Origin of the sequence: Aeromonas genomosp. paramedia, from assembly GCF_023093515.1 — a bacterium.
GTDB lineage: Bacteria > Pseudomonadota > Gammaproteobacteria > Enterobacterales > Aeromonadaceae > Aeromonas.
In genome coordinates this window covers 186,924-208,621 of sequence record NZ_JAAROG010000025.1, presented here as the reverse complement: position 1 = coordinate 208,621, position 21,698 = coordinate 186,924, and the positions used below count along the sequence as shown (strand labels likewise).

Sequence of the window (21,698 nt, the reverse complement as noted above, 5' to 3'; positions counted from 1 at the left end):
TTATCAGAGTCTAAGGAGATTTGATTTTTTCTATCTAAATCAATCATTTGTTGAGGTCTATATTCATAAAGCGAGACATATATAACACTTAATTTTTGTGGTTTTTTGGAATCATATGCTAAGTGTGGCTTAATTAATCTTTGTTTATTCTGCACTATTAATGGGGGTAATTCATTCGCAAATTCTAGGTTAGCACCTCCAGACCGCCACGATTTTGGATACAACACAGTCAAACTTGTTCTAATTACTGCGGTCGAGTGAGCTGCTGTAGGAGGCCCCTTAGATCTGCCTGCAAGTATTAGGGGGAGCACTTAGTGGGGGATAACCTTCGGGTTAGGAATTTTCGTTTTCCCATTTAGTCCAATCCCCCAAAGATTCATCAACCAGAGCCTCAGAGTCCTCTAGGAAGTCGAGGTAAATGTAGGTAGTCGATATGTGGGAGTGCCCTAACAGTTTCTGTAACTCTCTGAGTGGGTCGTTCAAGATCTGTCGATATGCATCGGACCCATTCTCTCGGAGCTCCCTGAGATTTTGGGCCATGCGTTTAATCATGGCATCCAGCTGATAGATAGCGAAGCTGTGGCGGCAGCCATGGGGGGTTAGTCGTATACCAGCTCTGCTGGATATAGCAGCAAAGAAACTCTCCACGGTGCGGCTAGAGAGAGGGCGCCCTGTTCGTGCTAAAAAGATCTTGCTGGATTGTTTCGGGGACTTTTTGCGCGTGTGGTCAGATTTTGCCCGAGTGAGGATCTCTGCTCTTTCCTCATCACAATAGAATCTGATTGCTCGAACGATCCTTTTTGGAATTCGAACATCGCGGCTTTTTTTGCCCTTCCCAACTACTTTAAGCGTCACACTCCTCAGTCCGGCATAGCATTGGTCATCTGGATCTGGGAGCTGATGAACGTCGAGGTTTAGCGCCTCTGAAATACGTAACCCTGAGACTATCAGGGTATCAATTAAAGCCAGATTCCGTTGAGAGTTCTCGCCGTTAGCTATAAGAGGGCGCCAGATGCGTTGGTAGTTAGTGATGCTGATAAAATTTACTGGTTCTGGAGTGTATTTAGCAGATAAATCAGCAGTTTCTACATTTTTGCCGCCGAACATAGTCTTTGAACGTCGGTACTTGAATGGAGTGCTATCGATGAGCCCTTTATCAAGGGCGTATTCATACAAATGCACAATGGCGCTTTTAGCCACATTCCATGAGCGATCTTTTAGGGCGGGTTGATTCTGGTATTCACCACTGGTTCGGATGGTGTAGTAGAGGTCTAAGTCACATTTTGTTGCCTGTTGCCAAGATTTTCCTTGGGCAGTCATAAACCGAATGAAGATGGAGACCTGATTGGCGTATGTCTTCCAAGTCTGAATACTAGCACGTTGAGGACAGAGTAGGTATTTACAAAAACCGTCGAGTATCTGTTCTGGCAGGCCATTGTCATCCAAAAAAAAGGGCCGACCATTTGGAATCATATTTGTCTTAAGAAGAGCCCTGAACTTGGTTCTTTCTACTGGTGGCAGCTGATCAAAGATGCCCTTATCAAAGTAAAACAGTTCAGCCATCGCTCAGCTCCAGATGATGAGACTATTGAGACATTCTATCCATGCGGCTTATAAATTCATGTGAACCATTGAAAGGACAATATTCTCTACTATGCAACGAATGAGACAGCTTCATTAATGACGTATAACGACCAGGTTGCCGAGCACTATGCCGTGCTTATGGCCTAGGCCGGAGCGGGGCAAGATGGTGGCGCACAGACCCGGATCCTGAATGTGGATGGCGAGCCCGGTCGGCACCAGGGTGGTGTCGCCCGGTGCCAGCGTGATCGGTGCATCCAGCAGGGCGCGCAGATCCATGCCGGCGGAACCCGGAGTGGCGTAGGCAGGCAGCGGGAAGTCGGTGCCGATGCGGGCATCCAGGATTTTCAGTTCAATTTGTGTCGTCATGAATCGTTTTTCAATTGGATCGCCCCGGGGCGATCGAGTGGTTCAGTGGGCGCCCTTGGGTCGCCCAGCATGTTGTCAATGCGATGCCGGTCGCCGTGAGTCCGTCGCCAGTGGTAATGGCCCGGGGCTCAGGGTCGATAGTGGCGTGCAATCAGGGCGACAAGATGACGAGCCAGCGTCAGCTTGTCGGCCAGGGGCAGGGCGGCCTGACCCCCTTGCCAGAAGACGGTCAGGGCGTTGTCATCGGCATTGAAGCCTTGACCCGCGCGGGACACGTCGTTGGCGGCGATCATGTCCAGCCGCTTACGTCGCAGTTTGTCGAGGGCGTATTGTTCCACATCCACGGTTTCGGCGGCAAATCCGACGGTGAAGGGCTTGTCTGACAGTGCCCCCACGGCGGCGATGATGTCGGGATTCTTGACCAGGGTCAGCGCCATCTGGTCGTTGTCACCAGTCTTCTTGATCTTCTGGCTGGCGACCTGGGCCGGGCGATAGTCCGCCACAGCAGCGCAGCCGATAAAGAGGTCGCACTCACCGACCCGGCTCATCACAGCTTCGTGCATCTGCAGGGCGCTCTCCACATCGACTCTTGTCACCCCTTGCGGGGTGGACAGGGCGACAGGGCCGCTCACCAGCGTCACTTCTGCCCCCGCCTCGCGGGCGGCGCGGGCGATGGCGTACCCCATCTTGCCGGAGCTGTGGTTGCTGATGTAGCGCACCGGATCCAGCGCCTCGCGAGTCGGCCCTGCGGTGAGCAGCAGTTTGACTCCCGCCAGCAACGGCTCGGCAGCCAGCTGCTGGCAGCAGCGCTCCACCAGTTCGAGGGGATCCAGCATCCGGCCCGGGCCCACGTCACCGCAGGCCTGGCTGCCGGAATCCGGCCCCCACAGCAGGATGCCGCGGTCGGCCAGGGTCTTGAGATTGGCTTGGGTGGCGGCGTTGCGATACATCTGCTGGTTCATGGCCGGGGCCAGCGCCACGGTTGCCGGGGTGGCCAGGCAGAGGGTGGTGAGCAGCTCGTCCGCCATGCCGGCGGCCATGCGCGCCATCAGGTTGGCGCTGGCGGGGGCGATCAGTACCAGATCCGCCCACTTGGCCAGCTCGATGTGCCCCATGCCCGCCTCGGCGGCCGGGTCCAGCAGGCTGTCGGCCACCGGGTGGCCGGAGACGGCCTGCAGGGTCAGGGGAGTGATGAACTCCTTGGCGGAGCGGGTCATCACCACCCGTACCTCGGCCCCCTGATCTTTCAGGCGGCGTACCAGTTCGGCACTCTTGTAGGCGGCGATCCCGCCACTGACACCCAACAGGATGCGTTTATCGGCCAATCTCATCTACTGCTTCTCTTTCGGCTCACTCTGACTGGTCGGCTAAGATAGCACAGGCGATGGACGACGACAGAGGCTGACATGGGGGAGTTGTGGTCGGGCTCCCGCGATTTTTTGCTATGTTTTCTCTCAATAGCCGTGAGGGAGAGACAAATGAGCATCAAGGAGTGGCCGGAAGATGAGCGCCCCCGGGAGAAGCTGCTGCGCCGTGGGGCGGGGGTGCTCTCCGATGCGGAATTGCTGGCGATCTTCCTGCGCACCGGGGTCAGCGGCCTGAGCGCGGTGGATCTGTCCCGCCAGCTGTTGCAGCAGTTCGGCTCCCTGCGGGGGCTGCTCGGGGCCGAGCAACAGGCTTTTTGCGGCGCTCACGGGCTGGGGCCGGCCAAATATGCCCAGTTGCAGGCGGTGCTGGAGATGGGCAGACGGCATCTTGCCGAGCAGTTGCAACGGGGGGAGGCCCTCACGTCCCCCCAGCTGACCCGGGAGTATCTGCAGGCTCAGCTGCGGGACAGGCCGCGGGAGGTGTTTGCGCTGTTATTGCTCGATAACCAGCACAGAGTGATTCAATTTGTTGAACTTTTCTACGGCACCCTGGATTCGGCGAGCGTCTGGCCCAGGGAAATCGTGCAGATCGCGCTCAAACATAATGCAGCCGCCGTGATTCTGGCGCATAATCACCCGTCCGGCGTAGCCGAGCCCAGTCGGGCCGACCGCCAGATCACGGATCGGATCCTGGCCGCCCTGGCCTTGGTCGATATCAGAGTGCTGGATCACTTGGTGATCGGTGACGGCATCACGGTTTCTTTCGCAGAGCGTGGTTGGTTATGACTGGGCTCTGGCACTGTATTAGTTGATCTTTGATCACGGATGCTGTATAAAATGCCGCCTTCTGTTTGCCCCGCAATCGAAGGCCAGCGGGGCAGATATTTGCTCGAGCAATGAAGTAAGATTTGGAGAGACTGACATGTCTAGAGTATGCCAAGTAACCGGCAAGCGCCCGGCAGTTGGTAACAACCGTTCGCACGCTAACAACGCTACCAAGCGTCGTTTCCTGCCGAACCTGCACACTCACCGTTTTTGGGTTGAGAGTGAAAAACGCTTCGTAAGCCTGCGCGTATCCGCAAAAGGCATGCGTATCATCGACAAGCGCGGCGTTGAAGTGGTTCTGGCTGAACTGCGTGCCAGCGGCGTTAAGGTATAAGGAATTAGATCATGGCTAAAGGTATTCGCGATAAGATTCGCCTGAACTCCAGCGCCGGTACTGGTCACTTCTATACCACTACCAAGAACAAGCGCACCATGCCCGAAAAAATGGAGATCAAGAAATTTGATCCCGTTATTCGTCAGCATGTGATCTACAAGGAAGGCAAAATCAAGTAATCACTTGATGCTGCATTCCCAAAAAACCCGGCTTAGTGCCGGGTTTTTTTATGGATGGAATTCAGTACACTGCCGCTTCAAAGGGAGGCTTGCCATGTTCAAATTGAGCCGTAAAGGCTGGAATAACGTGATCATAGTGGTGGTGCTGATCGTTATCACCCTGCTGCACCGGCTGGAGCAGGCCCAGCAGGAGAACAGCGCCCAGCGCGCCCGTCCCCTGCTGCCCGAATCTGCCGTGGTGTTGACCTGGCAGGGGCCGAGCTGGCAGATAGAGCGGATCGGCCAGGGCTGGCGCAGCGGGCCGGATCTGGGGCTCAGCAGCGCCCAGCTGGCCGCCCGCATCGAGACATGGCAAGGCTGGCTGTTGCCCCCGGGCGGGGCCGTGCGCGGCACCCCTGTCACCCTCAAGATATGGGTCGCCGGCCAGAGCGATCCGGTTGAAGTGGGGCTCTATCAGGACGACGGCAAGTTTGCCGCCCTGCTGCCCCCCTCGACCTGGCTCACCCTGAGCCAGGAGCAGTACCGCGACCTGCTGCGCCCCACCCCCTGAATCCTGCCGTGAGCGAGAGACCTGTCTATGCCTGAATTACCGGAAGTCGAAGTCAGCCGCCAGGGGATCTCTCCCTGGCTCACCGGCATCAAGGTGACCCGTGTGGTGGTCAGGGATGGCCGGCTGCGCTGGCCTGTGCCTGGGGAGATCCAGGAGCTGGTGGATCTCGTCATCCACAGGGTCAGCCGCCGTGCCAAGTACCTGCTGCTGGAGACCGATTTTGGCACCGCCATCCTGCATCTCGGCATGTCCGGCAGCCTGCGGGTGCTGGACATAGGCACCCCGGCCGAGAAGCACGATCACGTGGACATCGAGCTCGCCAACGGCAAGCTGCTGCGGCTCAACGATCCGCGCCGTTTCGGCGCCCTGCTGTGGACCCGTGAACCCGCCGAGGCGCACGCCCTGCTCGCCAAGCTGGGGCCCGAGCCGCTCACCGACGCCTTCAGCGCCGACTATCTGCGGGCGCGAGCCAAGGGGCGCAGCACCGCCATCAAGCAGTTCCTGATGGACAACCAGGTGGTGGTCGGGGTGGGCAACATCTACGCCAACGAGGCGCTCTACGCCGCCGGCATTCACCCCAAGCGGGCGGCGGGCAACATCAGCGGCGAGCGGTTGGGGACCCTGGTGGCAGAGATCAAGCGGGTGCTGGCCGAGGCCATTCGCCAGGGGGGCACCACCCTCAAGGATTTCACCAGTGCCGACGGCAAGCCGGGCTATTTCGTGCAGCAGTTGCAGGTCTATGGCCGGGGCGGCCAGCCCTGTTTCCACTGCCATACCCTGCTGACCGAGGTGAGGATGGGTCAGAGAACCACTGTGTTCTGCTCCCACTGCCAGCGCTGATCCGGACCATTTGGGGGGAGACGCGGTGAAGTTGTAACGACGTATTTCCAGTCTGTTGAAGCCCCGGCTGTCGCTGACTAGTATCTCGCTGTACACGCAGAAGAGATAATAAAATGACAGCAGAATCAATAGACTGGGATCATTTATCCCGGCAGGGGCACTATTGCGCCCAGAAAATGGCCCGCTTCCTTTATCCCGATGACAGCGCCCGCAAGACCTTCAATCGCGGCAAGTTCGTGCTGCGCAGTCTGCTCTACCGGCCGCAGTTGAACCGGGTGTTCGAGCTGTTTCAGACAGAACCCCTTAGGGCCCTGCCTGCCCACTATCCCGAGCTGCTCGACAAGCCGATGCGCCCCTATCGCTTCGCCTGCTCGACCGTGAACCAGCGAGTCAGGATGGTGGAGGATCACTACCGGCTGCTGCTGGCCCGTTATCCGGACCTGATCGACCCGCTCTATCTGGGAGAGGGGATCGAACTCGGCCGCTACCCAGAGGGGGGCTGTCGCCTGGTGCTGCGCCACGACGGCACCTTCCGCCGGGAGGCCGAACTGGCCCTCTCCATCGTCAACGAGCAGGGGGAGCGGCTCTACAGCTGCGCCTTCTCGCTGGCGGGCAGCGAGCACGAGCTGGCGCTGGTGATAGGCTCGGTGCAGGGGCCCGAGCCCGGTGTCGAGCAGCCCCAGGAGCAGGTACGAGCCCTGACCAAGGCGGGCCATGGCATAAGACCCAAGTCGCTGGTGGTGATGCTGGTGATGGCGCTGGCCGGCGCCATGGGCGCAAGCCGTGTCTCGGCCGTACGGATGAAGGCGCACATCTTCCAGGCCAGACGCTACAGCAAGAAGAAAAAGGCCTGCCTGCAGGCGGATTATGACGAGCTGTGGCAGGAGTTCGGTGCCCTGGATCAGGATGCCAACTTCGTGCGGTTGCAGCCCGTGGTGCGCAAGCCGCTGGAGGAGGTGGCCGCCAGGAAGCGGGCCATGTACCGGCGTCGCTACGCCTGGCTGGACGAGCTGGCGCTCAACTGTCAGCAGGTGCTGAACCGCACGCCGGACTGACGGCAGGGGCGGGAGACAGGGGCAGCGTCAACTGCCCCGACAAACAGGCTACCCTGGGGTAGCCTGTTTGCGTTGTCACTTGCCCTGTTTGGCGGCGATGGCCTGGGCCACCAGGGGATCGACGAACTGGTGGATGTCGCCGCCGTGCAGGGCGACCTCCTTCACCAGGGTAGAGGAGATGAAGGAGTTCTCTTCCGCCGGGGTGAGGAAGACGCTCTCCAGCTCCGGCATCAGGCGGCGGTTCATGTTGGCCAGCTGGAATTCGTACTCGAAGTCGGAGACGGCGCGCAGGCCGCGGATCAGCACGTTGGCCTGCTGCTCCCTGGCAAAATCCACCAGCAGGCCGGAGAAGCCCACCACCTTGACGTTGGGCAGATGGGCGGTCACCTGCTGAGCCAGCAGGACGCGCTCCGCCAGATCGAACAGCGGCCGCTTGCTCGGGCTGTTGGCGACCCCGACCACCACCTCGTCAAACAGCCTGGCGGCCCGGCCAATGAGATCGGTGTGGCCGTTGGTGATGGGGTCGAAGGTGCCGGGATAGATTACCTTGTTGGTCATGCTGCTGATTCCTGCAACCGGGAAAATTGGTCGCATTATAGGGTCTGTTGGTGGTTTGTCGCGACCGGATGGCGCGGATTTCTGGCGCGACGCCCCAGGTTGGATCGCCCAAATCAGGGCCCCTCGGCGTCTTCGCTTGAGAATAGCCCGGCATCAGGCAAGAATAGCCGCACCGCGCATCAAGCCTCCCTGCATTGGTGACAGGGAGCAAAGGGATTTTTTATGAAACGCATTCTGGTAGTACGCAATGACAAGATTGGTGACTTCATGCTGGCCTGGCCGAGTTTTGCCATGCTCAAGCGCTCCATGGAGTGTCATGTGACTGCCCTGGTTCCCGCCTACACGGCGCCGCTGGCCCGCCTCTGCCCCTGGATCGACGAGATCATCCTGGATCCGGGTGCCCGGGCCGACAAGGAACAGCAACGGGCCTTGCTGGCCCGCATCAAGGCGGCCGCCTTCGATGCCTCCATCTGCCTCTTCTCCAACACCCGTAACGCCAAGCTGGTGTGGAAGGCGCACATTCCCTACCGGCTGGCCCCGGCCACCAAGCTGGCCCAGGTGCTCTACAACCAGCGGCTGGTGCAGCGCCGTTCCCGCTCCCAGAAGCCGGAGTACGAGTACAACCTGGATCTGGTGCGCCGCTTCCTGGCCGACCAGCAACTGAGCGTGGTGGAGCCCCAGGGGCCCTACCTCAGCTTCGATCCCGAGAGCCTGCAACAGGTGCGCGAGCAGGTCGCCAGCCGGCTGAGGCTGGATGCGAGCCGCCCCTGGCTGATGGTGCACGCCGGCAGCGGCGGCTCGGCCAACAACCTCTCCATCGAGCAGTACTCGCGCCTCATCATCAAGCTCAACCAGGCCTGCCCGGAATTGCAGTGCGTGCTGACGGCGGGGCCCGGAGAGGAGAGCAAGGCGGAGCAGCTGGCGGCCGAGCTGCTGGCCCACGGCGGCAACGGCTGGATCTACCGCTCCGACGAGGGGCTGCCGAAGTTCTGTCAGGTGATGGCCAATGCCGCCCTGTTCGTGGCAGGTAGCACGGGGCCGCTGCACATAGCCGCGGCGCTGGACGTGCCGACCATCGGCTTCTTCCCGGCGCACCGCTCCGCCACGCCGCTGCGCTGGCGTCCGCTCAACAGCGAGGGGCGTCATCTGGCCTTCAGCCCGCCGGAAGACAGCGATCACCCGGAAGACATGAGCCAGCTCGATCCCAAGACCATGGCGGCGGCGATCGCCCGCTGGGCTCCGCCGTTCTGGCGGGCAGAGCGCTGAGAATGCAGACAGGGCCCCTCGGGGCCCTGTCTCGTCATGGGGGTGTCGCCATGCCGGCTTACTTGGGGGCCTGGTCCGGCGCCTGGGGTTGCTGGCGGATCCAGAGGTCCGCGTACTTCGCGAAGGTGGAGTGGGCGGAGAGGATGGCCAGCAGCAGTCCCTGCTTGCCATCGAGGAAGCCAGCCTTGAGCAGGTACATCTTGAGGAAGCAGCCGATGGCGTGCACCAGTCCCTGGCCGAGGGAGCCCTTCTTGCCGCGAGTGGTGCGCTGATCGGCCCAGGCCCTGGCGTAGCCGGCGGATTTCACCAGATAGTGCTCCAGATCCCGGTAGGTGAAGTGCAGCAGGTCGCCGTGCAGGTTGACGATCTTCATGTTGGCGCGCACCTCCACCTTCTCGTGCACCAGGGCCTCGTTGTAGCCGGTCAGCGCCCTGGGGTAGAGGCGCAGCACCCGATCCGGGTACCAGCCGCTGTGGCGGATGAAGCGGCCGAACACCCAGGAGAGGCGGGGGATGGAGTAGATGGTGTCGCCGGCCGGATTGGCCATGACCCCCTTGATGGCCTCCCTGAGTTCGGGGGTGAGCCGCTCGTCCGCATCCAGCCACAGCACCCACTCCGACTGGACATGGGACTGGGCGAGGCGGCGCTGGCGACCGAAGCCAGGCCAGGCCGTGTTGACGAAGAAGCGGGCGCCGAATTCGGCGGCGATGGCGGGGGTCTCATCCTGACTGCCGGAGTCCAGGATGACGATTTCGTCCACTAGGCCATCGAGGGAGGCGAGGCAGGCGCGCAGGTTGTCGGCTTCGTTCTTGACGATCAGGACGGCCGCCAGGGTCGGTTTTTTCACGGGTTCTGGACTCTTGTTGGCGCCCGGCGGGCGGGTCATGCTCGGATTGGCGCCCATTCTAGCCTAAAACCCCGGCGGGGGCATGGGGCCGCTGGCCATGTCGAGCCGCTTTCGACGGGGGACAGGGCGCCGGTGCTGACAAGAGGGAGCATCCACTTCCCGCAGCGCGGCCCTGGAAGGCCTCTTGCGCATCAGGCAGGTATCTTCTGTTATTTCTTCGGCCTTTCTTGGGGCATAATCTCGCCCAGTAACGATTAACTGCCGGGCCAGTCCCGAGAGAAGACGCGCGATGAAGATATTGGTGATCGGCCCCTCCTGGGTCGGCGACATGGTGATGTCCCAGAGCCTCTACAAGGCACTCAAGGCCAACCACTCGGGCAGCGAGCTGCATGTGATGGCACCGGCCTGGTGCGTGGCCCTGCTTGAGCGGATGCCCGAGGTGGACAAGGCCATCCCCATGCCGCTCGGTCACGGTGACTTCAAGCTGGGGGCCCGCCGCCGGCTCGGCAAGCAGCTGGCTGCCGAAAAGTACGATCAGGCCATCATCCAGCCCAACTCCATGAAGTCGGCGCTCATTCCCTGGTTTGCCAGGATCCCGGTGCGTACCGGCTGGAAGGGGGAGCACCGCTTCGGCCTGCTCAACGACATGCGCAGCAACAAGCAAGCCTTCCCGCTGATGGTGGAAGCCTATCTGGCGCTGGCCTACCCCAAGGCGCAGATGAAGAGCCGGAGCGACATTCCGTCCATTCCCCATCCCTCCCTGCACGTGGATCTCGTCAACCAGGGCAAGGCGCTGGAGCGGCTCGGCCTGAATCGCGGCCGCCCCGTGCTGGTGCTCTGCCCCGGGGCCGAGTTCGGCCCGGCCAAGCGCTGGCCCGAGGGGCACTACGCCGTGGTGGCCCAGAAGCATCTGGATGAAGGCTGGCAGGTGTGGATCTTCGGCTCCGGCAAGGATGTGGAGGTGGCGAACACCATACGGGACCGGATCAATCCCCTGTCCCGCCCCAACTGCCACGTGCTGGCGGGCAAGACCAGCCTGCACGAGGCGATCGATCTGATGGCCCTGGCTGGTCGGGTCATCGCCAACGATTCGGGCCTGATGCACGTCGCCGCCGCCCTCAACCGGCCGCTGATCGGCGTCTACGGCTCCACCTCGCCGCTCTACACGCCGCCCCTGGCGGACAGGGTGGAGATCGTGCACACCGACATCGAATGCCGCCCCTGCTTCAAGCGCACCTGCAAGTTCGGCCACCTCAAGTGCCTGATCGAGCTGATGCCGGAGCAGGTCATCGAGGCGGGCAAACGGCTGGAGCGCAGCGACGGGGCGGATCTGACCATAGCGCTGCAACCGGTGGCGGGTCCCGCGACCGGCGGCGAAGGCCAGTAGCATGATCTATCGGCTGCTCTACAACCTGCTGATCCACCTGGGCCTGCCGCTGGCGCTGCTGGCGCTCTACAAGCCCAAAAAAGGCAAGCCCGGCTTCGGCAAGCGCTGGGCCGAGCACCTGGGACGGGCACCTGCCACAGGGCAGGAGGCGCCGCTCTGGATCCATGCGGTGAGCGTGGGGGAGACGCTGGCCATCAGCCCCTTCATCCGCGCCCTCAAGGCGGAGCAGCCCTCCTTGCCCATACTGCTCACCACCACCACCCGCACCGGCGCCGAGCAGGCGGCCAAGCTCGGGGATCTGGTGGTGCACCGCTATGCGCCCCTGGACTACCCCTGGGCCGTCTCGGCATTTCTGGCCACCTTCAAGCCCCGCGCCCTCTGGGTGATGGAAACCGAGCTGTGGCCGAACTGGCTGGCAGCCTGCGAGGCGCACCACCTGCCGGTGACCATACTCAATGCCCGGCTCTCCGAGCGATCCTGCCAGCGCTATGCCCGCTTCCAGGGCGCCTTCGATGCCCTCAGTCGCCCGCTGACTCACCTGCTGTGCCAGCACCAGGACGACGCGGATCGCTTCCATCGTCTGGGGATCGGCCGCGAGCGGCTGGCGGTGACCGGCTCCATCAAGTTCGACATCCAGTTTGGCGACGAGGTGCAGGCCCGGGGCCGCGCCCTGCGCCAGCAGCTTGGACAGGAGCGACCGGTCTGGATCGCCGCCAGCACCCATCAGGGAGAGGACGAGCAGGTGCTGGCCGCCTTCGATCGGGTGCTCAGGGCGCATCCGTCCGCCTTGCTGATCCTGGTGCCGCGCCACCCCGAGCGCTTTGCCCGGGTGGCTGAACTGTGCGCCCCCTACGGCTGCGTGCGGCGCACGGCGGGCAGTGCGGTCGGCGAGAGCGACAAAATCTATCTGGGCGACACCATGGGCGAGTTGCCGCTGATGCTGGCTGCCGCCGATCTGGCCTTCGTCGGCGGCAGCCTGGTGAAGATTGGTGGCCACAACCTGCTGGAGCCGGCGGCGCTCGGCAAACCCTGCCTGACTGGCCCCGCCTACTTCAACTTCAGCGACATCACCCGCCAGCTGGTGGCTCAGGGGGGGGCCGCCGTGGTGGCGGACGCCGATGCCCTGGGCGACAAGGTGAATACACTGCTCGGCGATGCGGGCGCCCGCCGCCAGATGGGGGAGCAGGCCCGTGCCGTGGTGCTGCGCAACCAGGGGGCGCTGGCGCGCACCCTGTCCCATTGCCTCGCCGCGCTGGAAAACGACTAGCGCGGGTGGCCCTGGTGGCCACCCCGTGCCTTATCCTGCACCCGCCCGTCGTCCCGCCTGCTCCCGGGGCAGGGGCAAACGCCGCAGGCAATCCGGCCTGCTTTCCTTTATGCTCTGCCCTTTGCCCTGACCCTGTGATGCCCCGATGAACCGCGCTCCCCTGCTGCTGATGATACTGGTCACCCTGCTGGCCGCCGCTGGCTGGCTCTTCTCGAAAGAGGCTATTCGCGAACTGCCCACCGCCGCCTTTATCGGCAGCCGTTTCCTGCTGGCCGCCCTGCTGCTGTTACCACTGGCCTGGCTGCGCGAGCCGCCCCCCAGCCGTTCGCAACTGCTGCGCGCCGCCGGATGCGGCACCCTGCTCGGGGCCAGCCTGCTATTCTGGGTCACCGCCATCAGCCAGAGCGATGCCCTGGGTAGTGGCGCCTTCATCATGAGCGTGGCCACCCTGATGGCGCCGCTCGCCGCCTGGGCGGCGTTCAAGGCCAGACCCGGCCGCCACTACTGGCTGACCCTGCCCGTCGCTGTGGCCGGCCTGTTGCTGCTCTCCAGCAGCACCCACTGGGGCGTGTCGCTCTCCCTGTTCTGGTTCCTGGCGGCGGCCGCCACCCTGGGGGTACAGCTCGCGGTGCACCGCCACTTCGCCCAGTCCATTCCCCCCACCTGGCTCACCTGCATCCAGCTGGCGGTGACCGGGCTGCTCGGCACCCTGCTCTCCCTGCTGACCGAGCAGTGGCCCGCCGACATCAGCTCTGGCATCTGGGGCTGGTTTGCCGCCAGCGTCCTGATCGCCACCACCCTGCGTTACTGGCTGCTCACCCACGCCCTGAGCCGGATGACCACGGCCCATGCGGCCCTGCTGATGCTGCTGGAACCGGTCTGGACCCTTATCCTGAGCACCCTCTTCTATGACGAGCCGCTGGGCCCTGCCAAGCTGGCCGGCGCCGGCCTGGTGCTGGGGGCCCTGGTGCTCTACCAGCTCCCCCTGCTGCTGCGCAGCCGCAAGTTCAACGTATCCAACGGATAAGAGTCTGCCTCACCAACAAGCACGAAGCGGTGTCAGTAAAAAGAGCGGGCCTGCCATTGCAGGCCCGCTCTTTTTCAAAGGGGGAGGGGATGCTGTTTGAATGGGGCGCTGGGCAGGGGGACTGTCGCTCGTTTTCTGGGGGGATAGTTCGGTGGCTCACCCCATGGAAACCGTTACCCTTCCCATGGGCCGTACCAGGCATCGCTCAAGGGCGCTATCTGGTGGGAGGCCACCCAGGCTTGGCTGGTCAACCACTGGGCGGTCTGCTCTCTATCCGACTCGGTGAGCGTGCCCCCGGCAAACTGGCAGAGATAGCCGTCGATCTCATGCCCCGAGAGGGCGCCACCGCCACCGAAGCCCCAGCCTTGCGACTCGATAAAGGCGAGCCAGCGATCGAGCGCCTCTTCAAAGCTTGCCAACTCGGGTTTCAGGGTAAACGCGAGTTGAAAACCGAACTCCTGATACTCCCCCAGATGCAGCTTCTTGCGCAGGCGGCGGGAGCGGTTCTTATTGGGGCGAACTGGGGTCATTGGGTCACTCCTGACAAGGTGGGGTTGATTGCTGGTTTGCTCGCCCGCTTGCGTGGTTTGACGGCGGCCCGCTCGGCCTGGATGCGTGCCAGCAGGGCGGCGGCGCTGTTGTTGCCACTGATCAGGTCAGGATTGGCGGCGCGCCAGTCGGCGGTCAACTCGCCGCGAAACGCCTTGGCCAAAATGGCCTGGGTCAGCTTATCGACCCGCTCCTTGGCCGCTTTGGCCTGCTGTTCAATGGTATCGGCATAGGCAAATAGCCGCTCTACCCGGCAGACGATTAATCTTTGCTCTTCAATAGGTGGCACCCTAATCGGATATTTAGCCAGCGCTTTACCTGTTAAATGTTTTATAGTTGTGCCAGTGAATAATTGTGCGAGCGTCAAGTTATCAGCATCATTTTTTAAGTTATAAACCAACCACTCTGGAATTATATCTCCTTTGGTTCTTGCTCTATGCAATGCCTTTTGAAAGGTAATTTCTTCATTTTTATTCCAAATCGCACACCGGCCAGGCTCACCACCTTCACAAATTAACACATCCCCTTTTTTTACTAAAAGGTCTTTTCTTTCCGTTTCGGATACAAGGATCCTTTGTAAATTTTCCGTGGCAAAGTTGAACCATCTAACATTAATGTTACCAAGATAGTTTATTGGTGATCCAATATTTTTTACTTTATCCAACATTTTTCCAAGTCGACTATCAACTACATCTGGATATAAACGAACTGACCAGCTAAGAGGAATGTCTGGCCATCGCCAGTCAGAAGAGTATTTATCAGAAAACTTATCGATATTTAAATGAATGTCTTTGGATAATTCTCCGTTAACCGCAGCAGCAAGAAGGGATTTACGGAAACGTTGAATAATAACTTGGATACAAGCCAGACGGGCTTTAGTTGCCTCTACCCGAGCCAGAAACTTATCGAGTCGGCCGACAATCTCTTTTTGTTCCGCGAATGGTGGAAAATAAACCACGTGCTCTTTTATTAGTGCTTGAGATATATTTGGTTGCGCTCCACCTTTTCCTTTTGCAATAAAGTTATCTTTCTCATTTAGCAAAAGATAATATAAAAACTCTGACGTGGCAATATTATGCTTGGGATTGCCAACAGCACAAGCCTGATTGGTTGTCGCGTCTATACCAAGAATAGATGTTTTCCCAATGGTTGCACCATACATTGCAATGGCTACCGCACCTTTTGGAAAGAGCTTGGCACTCGAGTTTTTCAGACCGAGCTCGGTAATAAACTCGCTTGGTTTTTTTATTACTTTTTCCCCGAGGTCACCAGTTTTGAACCATGGGATATCACCACCATAATAATCTTCATTTTTTCTGGATGGTGTACCACCAGATCCCCAATCGGCAATATTATCAAGAGTGGTTTCCACCCACTCGGTAGGCAATGAGATCATCAAGCCATATCCTCCAGCGCTTTAACCAGATCCTGCAATTCGGCCAGCGCAGCTTCCAGCTCGGCCTTGGCCTCGTTGGCCAGCTCCAGCGGCTCCGGCAAGGCAGCGGCATCGACGCTGTTTTTGTCCTTGAGCCAGCTGATGTCCAGCGAATCGCCCTTGTGGTCACGGATCCACTCCCGGCCAAAGCAGCGCCAGCGGCTGCGGGCCAGCTCGGGGTCTGTGTTCTGGTTCGCGGCATCCTCGGCCAGCTCGACTTTTTCTGCGCCGAAGCTGTATTCCCCTTCCGTGCGCAAACCGGCGCCATTGGGGTCAGTACCAAATACCTGCTCAAAGGGGCCCAGATGGGGATCTGTGCCGAACTCGGCCTCGGTAAAGCCAATGGCGGCATTGCCAAAGGGGGTGCGCTTGCCAAAGCTCGGCATATTGGTGCGAAGGTCATAGACCCAGACTGCCTGGGTGCAGGCCTCCTGCTGATAGGGGTCCGAAGTACTGCCTTTTTGGAAGAAGAGCACATTGGTCTTGACCCCCTGGGCGTAGAAGATGCCGGTGGGCAGGCGCAGTATGGTGTGCAGGTTGCATTTTTCCATCAGGTCGCGGCGCACCTCGGTACCGACCCCGGCTTCAAACAGCACGTTGTCGGGCAGCACCACGGCGGCGCGGCCACCGGGCTTGAGGCCGCGATAGATATGCTGCAAGAAGGCGAGCTGCTTGTTGCTGGTCTTGTAGGTGAGATCGTCGCGGGTATTGCTGGCCTCGCCGCCTTTGCTGGTGCCAAAGGGGGGGTTGGCGAGGATGACATCGACCTTGGGCAAGGCGGCACCCGCCTGTCCCAGGGCATTGCCGAGGTGGACCACCCCCTCTTCATCCCCTTCCATGCCGTGCAGCAGGCAGTTCATCAGGGCCAGACGACGGGTGTTGGGCACCAGCTCGACCCCGATAAAGGCTTTCTGCTTCTGGAAGCGCACCTGTTGCAGCGTCAAGTCGTCATAGTCCGACTGGCTCTTGATGTACTGGTCGGCGGCGATAAGAAAACCGGCGGTGCCGGCAGCCGGATCCTGAATCACTTCCCCCGCCTGGGGCTGGAGGCAGCGCACCATGCTGTTGATCAGGGCGCGCGGAGTGAAGTATTGGCCTGCACCGGATTTGGTTTCGCCGGCGTTTTTCTCCAGCAGCCCTTCATAGAGATCCCCCAGGCCATCCTGTTTGGCGCTGAACCAGTCGATCAGATTGAGGGTCTTGATCATCTGCTCCAGATGGCGCGGCTCGCGCAGCCGGGTCTGGGCATCGGCATAGATGGCGGCGATCAGGGGATCCTGGTCTTTGGAGAGATCCACCAGCATCTGGCGATAGTGGTTGAGCAGGTTGAGGCCGGAGCGATTGGCAAGCTCTGGCCAGCGGCACTGCTTGGGCAGGGTGTGGGCGGCCAGAATGCCCGCCTCTTCGTTCTCGTGCACCATCTTGATAAAGAGCAGCAGCACCAGCTCGGTGACATAGTCGGAGTAGTTGATGCCGTCGTCACGCAGGACGTCGCAGAGGTTCCACAGTTTTTGAACGATATCGTTGTTGCGCATGAGAGTTCCGGTTATCAGCTGTGAGCCGCCAGCAGGGCACACAGGGGCTGGTTGATGTAGTAGTTGCCGCGACCAATCTTCTGTTTTTGCAAGAATTGCTGTTCGACCAGCAGATCCAGATAGCGGGTGGCGGTGATGCGGGTCACGTCGAGATCGCCCATGACAAAGTCGATCTTGGTATAGGGGTGGTTGAAGAGGTTGTTGAGCAGATCCTGACTGTAGATCTTGGGCAGTTGTTCGCGGATGCCCTGCTTGTAGCTGGCCATCAGCTCCTTGATGCCGGTGATGAGCGCTATGGTGCTCTGGGCCGTGTCGATCACCGCATCGAGCATGTAGAGCAGCCAGGGCTCCCAGTCACCGGTATCGCGCACCGCTTGCAGTTCGCGGTAGTAGCGCCCCTTGTCCTGGATAAAGTAGCGGCTGAGATAGAGCACCGGCAGGTTGAGCAGCCCCTGAGCCACCAGATAGAGCAGGTTGAGGATGCGGCCGGTGCGGCCATTGCCGTCATAGAAGGGGTGAATGCTCTCGAACTGGTGGTGGATGATGGCCATCTTGACCAGGGGATCGGCATCACAGAGCTCGTCGTCATTGATATAGCACACCAGATTGTCCATCAGGGCGGCTATCTCGTCTGCATGTTGGGGCGGGGTGTAGATCACCTCGCCGGTGCGGGCATTCTTGAGATCGGTGCCGGGCAGACGGCGCAAGCCGGCGCGGTTCTTTTCCAAACACTGCTGCACCGCCAGAATGTCGGCCAGCCGGATCAGCTGCTGATGGCGCACGGTGGCAAAGCCCTGCTTGAGGGCGGCGGCATAGTCCTGCACCTCTTTGGTGGCCGGATTGACCGCCTCTTCAAACAGGTTGGCGCGGTAGAGATCATCCTGGGTGGTGATGATGTTCTCGATCTCCGAGCTGTTTTTTGCCTCTTGCAGGGACAGGGTGTTGATCAGGATCCCCTCGTTGGGGATGCTGGCGGCCACCCCCTTGAGTTCGGCCAGATAGCGGTGAGCTTCGGCGCTCTTCTTGAGCACGGCGCGGCTCTCCAGCTCGGCGATATTGACCAGCGGCAGCGGGGTGATGGGCATAGAAAGTCCCCTTTTCTGTGTATGGCGGCGATTGTATGTATAGAAATTTTAATTTTCTATACATATCACGGCCCATATAGATAAAAGGCGCCCTTTTCTATATCTGTCGGGGCTGCTGCCGCTTGTCAGGCCACTTGCCAGAGCGCGTCGCCAAGCTGCGTCAGCAGTTTATCCAGCTGTTTGCCGAGCAGACCGTCGAGCCGCTTGGCGCCGCCATCATCGGCGAAGCGCTCGTTGATAAAGTCGCGATCGACGATAACCTCATGCACCAGCTGCCTAGCCAGACGATCCAGCCACTTGCGCTGGACGGGCGTCCAGCTCTGGCTGCGGTAGATCTGCTCCATCGCCAGCCGTACCCGTTCGCTATAGGGGATGAGCGGCTCGCCAAGGGCGGCGCGACGAATATGGCCTATGATGCTGGCGGCGATGTCCTGATTGGTCTGGTTGCGCCAGGCACTCTGCAGGTTGGCCTCCTTGAAACCGGCGCTGTCGAGCAGCAGTTTGATCTCTTTTAGCTGAACCCGAGTGAGGTCTCGCGGGGCATTAACTACCGCCATCAGCGCGGTATTGCTGTTGATCTGCTGACGGATAAAGTCGGCGAAACCATCCAGATAATCCTCTGGCCTGCCATAGGCACCGTAGCTCTGCTCGCGCAGAGTGAGCCTGTCTTGATGATCTGAAATCACCGGACGATATTCGCTGCCGATCAGCTCCTCCACCTGTGCCAGTTCCCTCAGCAGGGTGGCGTGCTGGCGCAAAAAGTGGCTGGCCTGCCTTGGCCCTAGCTGATGGAGGTGCTGATGCAGCTTGCCAGGCTCAATACCCCATTCTTCCCCCAGTTCGGCCAGCTTCTGCTTCAAGGCCGGGTAGCGATCCGCCTTGCTCTCGGCCTTGCGCAGTACCCGCATCAGCTTCTGGCTGAGCTGATTCAAGATGGTATCGGCCTGGCTCTGGCCCGGCTCGTCTCCCGCCACGTTGAGGGCTTGCTCCAGACAGCGCTCATCGCTAAGCTCACCGGCCAGCTGCGCCAGGGTGATATCGGGATTCTTGACCAGAGGTTGCATGGTGTTGACCTCGGCCAGCGCGGCATAGATATCAACCGGGTCATAGATGCGAAACACCGTCTTGCCTATGTCGTCGCAGCGACGGGTGGCCCGCCCCATCATCTGCTCATAGAGGATCCGTGACTTGACCCGCCGCATAAAGACCAGATTGCAGATACGCGGCACGTCGATGCCGGTGGTAAGCAGGTCCACCGTGATGGCGATATTGGGGTAGCGTTCGTTCTTGTAGCGGCTGATCAGGGTGCTCACCTTGTCACTCTTGCCGGTGATCTTGGCGACCGCCTCCTGGTTATAGCTTTCGCCGTAAAGGGCTTGGAACTCGGCATCCAGCAGTCGCTTGACCATGTCGGCATGGTTGTCTGTGGCGCAGAAGATCATGGTCTTCTCTTCTCCGAAGGGATCCAGCTCCTGTGCCAGCGCCTGACAGATGACCTGATTGAAGGATTCGTTGATCACCCGTTTGTTGAAGGCATCCACCTCGAAGTTGAGATCGTCTTCCAGCTCCGCAGTCTCAATCTCGCCGGTGCGGGTATCGATGGCGGTCACCTTCTCGCCCTTGCTGAAGTTGATGCCATGCTCGGTCAGCTCGGTCTGGAAACGGATCGGCGATTCGTGGTCGATCAGCCAGTCGTCGGCCACCGCCTCACGGTAGGAGTAGAGGTAGACCGGCTTGCCGAAAATCTCGCTGGTGTGTTTTGCCGGGGTGGCGGTGAGGCCAATCTTGACCGCATCGAAGTAGTCGAGCACCCGACGGTAGCTTGAGAGATATTGCGCGGCATCACGGGTGGAGAGCTCCCCTTCGGTCATCTCCTGATCCAGGGCGTAACCCCGGTGAGCCTCGTCCACTATGATGCAGTCGAACTCATCGATCGGCGGTCGGTTGTCACTGGCGAAGATACGTTTGACCATGGCCTGCACGGTGGCGACCTGAATGCGGGTCTCGGCTTGCGCCGCCATGTCTCCGAGCTCTGCGATGGTGTAGGCAGACCACAGGGTCTGGTTTTGTTCGAGGCGAGCATCTTTGAACGCATCCAGGGCTTGGCCGCCGAGTGCGGTCCTGTCCACCAGAAAGAGGATGCGGCGAAAACGCTCTGCCTTGAGGAAGCGATACATCAGACCAATGATGGTGCGGGTCTTGCCCGTCCCCGTCGCCATGGCCAGCAGACAGTCGCGCTGATCGCGCGAGAGCGCAGATTCCACCGCCTCGATGGCTTTCTGCTGATAGGGTCTCACCTTGAGGTAACCAAACCCCTCTTGCTTGAGTGTCTGCTCAGCTTGTTCGCGGCTGCGTTTGAGCAGATCCAGCAGCCCCTCCGGCGAGTGGAACTCTTGCAGTGCACGGGCGAGATTGCTCGGGTGGCGGGCATCGCGAAACCAGATGCCGGATTGCTCGGCCAGCTGTTTGACAAAGGGGCGACCGTTGCAGGAGTAGAGGTAGGGGAGTTGATACTGTTCACCTTGACCATCGTGCCAGGGGGACGAGCGTCCCTCCAGCACCCAGGGGCTGACCATCAAACCTGACAGGGCAAATCCTTTGCTGTAGCGCCCCGCCTGAGGGATCTTGCCGGCCACATTGGTATTCATCTTTTTCGCCTCTACGGCGGCGACCGGCATCAGGCCGATAAAGAGCACGTAATCGGCCCGACCCTTCTCCCCGTGATGCTCGGTTGGCCATTCGGCGATGGCCATGTTGCGCCCCTTCTGCGGACGAGCCCCCTTGCGGTAATCGAGTTGCTCGGAGTCTGCCTCCCAGCCAGCATCCTGCAACTGTTGATCGATGAGAATGCGGGTACTGGCCTCGTCGAGAACTAAGGTGTCGGTGATGCGCTTTGCCTTGCTGGCAAACCCTTGCAGGGCCAGTGCAGCCTGCTTCCTGGCCTCTTCGCTTTGCTGCTGTAATTGCTGCTGCAACTCGGCCAGGCGACGTTCGAACTCCTGCTGCTGGGTAGCGAGCGCCTGTTGGTGCGTCTTGGCCTGGGAGGCAAGCTCTCTGGCCTCGCTGTCCATCAGCTCAGCCAGCTCCTGATACTCCTTCTTCTCCCGCGCCAGCAACTCGGCCAACTCCTGATTCTGATCGAGCTGGCTGCTGGCACTGGTGAGCTCGTCCTTGAGCCTGGCTATCTGCTCCTGTAACTGGTGCAGCTCGGCGCTGGGATCTTTGGGGACGATAAAGGGCTCTGGTTTGAAATGTTCGCTCCCCTTGCCAAAGAAGCGGTGGTACCAGACAGCCAGGTCTCGAGCGACTTTCAGCCCGGCCAAGGCCTCCTTGTGGCGGGTTTTGAACTGATGCACCGCATGATTTCCTGCCTTGCGCAGCCCATGAAACAGGTTCATCACGATCGGATCCAGCGACAACTCACGGCCAACCAGATAGAGCAGCTCGGCCTGTGTTGTCTGCGGCTGGGCGGCAATACCGCAGCGCATTGCAATATCTTGGGCCAAGGCTTCACTCAGTTGACGCAACTTGACCAGGGTCGTGTTGGGATCACCGACGAATGCCCGTTCAGCGCCCTGCGCCAGCTCAAGCAGAATGGGGGCATGGGCTTGAAGGAAATAGAAGTTGCTGCGCTCGGTCATG

The 21,698-nt window shown here is 60.3% G+C and carries 19 protein-coding genes and 1 pseudogene; 10 read left to right on the top strand and 10 right to left on the bottom strand.

What is annotated here, in order from left to right:
- Positions 1 to 333: 333 nt before the first annotated feature.
- The 3 genes and pseudogenes from HB860_RS18805 to coaBC all read right to left on the bottom strand — a co-directional run bounded on the left by HB860_RS18805 (position 334) and on the right by coaBC (position 3,281).
- Positions 334 to 1,563: a tyrosine-type recombinase/integrase gene (locus HB860_RS18805; protein WP_247627600.1), complete on the bottom strand. Its 1,230-nt coding sequence runs from the start codon at positions 1,561 to 1,563 to the stop codon at positions 334 to 336.
- Between the two features lie 129 nt (positions 1,564 to 1,692).
- Positions 1,693 to 1,950 (bottom strand): annotated as a pseudogene (gene dut, locus HB860_RS18800) (dUTP diphosphatase); the annotation flags it as partial.
- A 128-nt stretch (positions 1,951 to 2,078) separates the two neighbouring features.
- Positions 2,079 to 3,281: a bifunctional phosphopantothenoylcysteine decarboxylase/phosphopantothenate--cysteine ligase CoaBC gene (coaBC, locus tag HB860_RS18795; protein ID WP_247627599.1), complete on the bottom strand. Its 1,203-nt coding sequence runs from the start codon at positions 3,279 to 3,281 to the stop codon at positions 2,079 to 2,081.
- Between the two features lie 147 nt (positions 3,282 to 3,428).
- Between coaBC and radC the strand changes: the two genes are divergently transcribed.
- The 6 genes from radC (at position 3,429) to HB860_RS18765 (ending at position 7,100) form a co-directional block, all read left to right on the top strand.
- A complete protein-coding gene (gene radC, locus HB860_RS18790) occupies positions 3,429 to 4,103 on the top strand; it encodes a RadC family protein (protein ID WP_247627598.1) in 675 nt (224 codons plus the stop codon).
- 136 nt (positions 4,104 to 4,239) lie between these two features.
- Positions 4,240 to 4,476 carry a 50S ribosomal protein L28 gene (rpmB, locus tag HB860_RS18785; RefSeq protein WP_005307492.1) on the top strand — a complete coding sequence of 79 codons (237 nt, stop codon included), beginning with the start codon at positions 4,240 to 4,242 and terminating at the stop codon, positions 4,474 to 4,476.
- 11 nt (positions 4,477 to 4,487) lie between these two features.
- Positions 4,488 to 4,655, top strand: a complete 168-nt coding sequence (rpmG, locus tag HB860_RS18780; protein ID WP_005323752.1) for a 50S ribosomal protein L33 — start codon at positions 4,488 to 4,490, stop codon at positions 4,653 to 4,655.
- 94 nt (positions 4,656 to 4,749) lie between these two features.
- Positions 4,750 to 5,205, top strand: a complete 456-nt coding sequence (locus tag HB860_RS18775; protein WP_247627597.1) for a hypothetical protein — start codon at positions 4,750 to 4,752, stop codon at positions 5,203 to 5,205.
- A 27-nt stretch (positions 5,206 to 5,232) separates the two neighbouring features.
- The gene (gene mutM, locus HB860_RS18770) at positions 5,233 to 6,045 is read left to right on the top strand and encodes a bifunctional DNA-formamidopyrimidine glycosylase/DNA-(apurinic or apyrimidinic site) lyase (protein WP_163137455.1); all 813 of its coding nucleotides are present in this window, start codon (positions 5,233 to 5,235) and stop codon (positions 6,043 to 6,045) included.
- 176 nt (positions 6,046 to 6,221) lie between these two features.
- Complete coding sequence (locus HB860_RS18765) at positions 6,222 to 7,100, top strand: VirK/YbjX family protein (RefSeq protein ID WP_247627605.1); 879 nt, start codon at positions 6,222 to 6,224, stop codon at positions 7,098 to 7,100.
- A 75-nt stretch (positions 7,101 to 7,175) separates the two neighbouring features.
- On the opposite strand, the gene coaD is transcribed toward HB860_RS18765, so the two are convergent.
- Positions 7,176 to 7,658, bottom strand: a complete 483-nt coding sequence (coaD, locus tag HB860_RS18760) for a pantetheine-phosphate adenylyltransferase (protein ID WP_139744767.1) — start codon at positions 7,656 to 7,658, stop codon at positions 7,176 to 7,178.
- A 222-nt stretch (positions 7,659 to 7,880) separates the two neighbouring features.
- On the opposite strand from coaD, the gene HB860_RS18755 reads away from it, so the two are divergent.
- Positions 7,881 to 8,924: a glycosyltransferase family 9 protein gene (locus HB860_RS18755; RefSeq protein ID WP_202047699.1), complete on the top strand. Its 1,044-nt coding sequence runs from the start codon at positions 7,881 to 7,883 to the stop codon at positions 8,922 to 8,924.
- Positions 8,925 to 8,982: 58 nt separating this feature from the next.
- On the opposite strand, the gene HB860_RS18750 is transcribed toward HB860_RS18755, so the two are convergent.
- Positions 8,983 to 9,771: a glycosyltransferase family 2 protein gene (locus HB860_RS18750; RefSeq protein ID WP_247627596.1), complete on the bottom strand. Its 789-nt coding sequence runs from the start codon at positions 9,769 to 9,771 to the stop codon at positions 8,983 to 8,985.
- Positions 9,772 to 10,060: 289 nt separating this feature from the next.
- On the opposite strand from HB860_RS18750, the gene waaF reads away from it, so the two are divergent.
- From waaF to HB860_RS18735, 3 genes are all read left to right on the top strand, one after another.
- A complete protein-coding gene (gene waaF, locus HB860_RS18745) occupies positions 10,061 to 11,158 on the top strand; it encodes a lipopolysaccharide heptosyltransferase II (RefSeq protein ID WP_247627595.1) in 1,098 nt (365 codons plus the stop codon).
- Between the two features lies 1 nt (position 11,159).
- Positions 11,160 to 12,425 carry a lipid IV(A) 3-deoxy-D-manno-octulosonic acid transferase gene (gene waaA, locus HB860_RS18740; protein ID WP_247627594.1) on the top strand — a complete coding sequence of 422 codons (1,266 nt, stop codon included), beginning with the start codon at positions 11,160 to 11,162 and terminating at the stop codon, positions 12,423 to 12,425.
- Between the two features lie 145 nt (positions 12,426 to 12,570).
- Positions 12,571 to 13,452 carry a DMT family transporter gene (locus tag HB860_RS18735; protein WP_247627593.1) on the top strand — a complete coding sequence of 294 codons (882 nt, stop codon included), beginning with the start codon at positions 12,571 to 12,573 and terminating at the stop codon, positions 13,450 to 13,452.
- A 173-nt stretch (positions 13,453 to 13,625) separates the two neighbouring features.
- On the opposite strand, the gene HB860_RS18730 is transcribed toward HB860_RS18735, so the two are convergent.
- From HB860_RS18730 to hsdR, 5 genes are all read right to left on the bottom strand, one after another.
- Positions 13,626 to 13,982, bottom strand: coding sequence for a 50S ribosome-binding protein YggL (locus tag HB860_RS18730; RefSeq protein WP_247627592.1), 357 nt, complete (start codon positions 13,980 to 13,982; stop codon positions 13,626 to 13,628).
- Entirely contained in the window at positions 13,979 to 15,397 is a 1,419-nt protein-coding gene (locus HB860_RS18725; RefSeq protein ID WP_247627591.1) for a restriction endonuclease subunit S, read from the bottom strand. Before HB860_RS18725 ends, HB860_RS18730 begins: the two co-directional genes overlap by 4 nt.
- On the bottom strand, positions 15,397 to 16,971 hold the full coding sequence (locus tag HB860_RS18720) for a type I restriction-modification system subunit M (protein WP_247627590.1): 1,575 nt from the start codon (positions 16,969 to 16,971) through the stop codon (positions 15,397 to 15,399). The genes HB860_RS18725 and HB860_RS18720 overlap by 1 nt, the downstream gene beginning before the upstream one ends.
- Before the next feature lie 14 nt (positions 16,972 to 16,985).
- Positions 16,986 to 18,056: a Fic family protein gene (locus HB860_RS18715; RefSeq protein ID WP_247627589.1), complete on the bottom strand. Its 1,071-nt coding sequence runs from the start codon at positions 18,054 to 18,056 to the stop codon at positions 16,986 to 16,988.
- 125 nt (positions 18,057 to 18,181) lie between these two features.
- The gene (hsdR, locus tag HB860_RS18710) at positions 18,182 to 21,697 is read right to left on the bottom strand and encodes a type I restriction-modification system endonuclease (RefSeq protein WP_247627588.1); all 3,516 of its coding nucleotides are present in this window, start codon (positions 21,695 to 21,697) and stop codon (positions 18,182 to 18,184) included.
- Position 21,698: the final 1 nt, after the last annotated feature.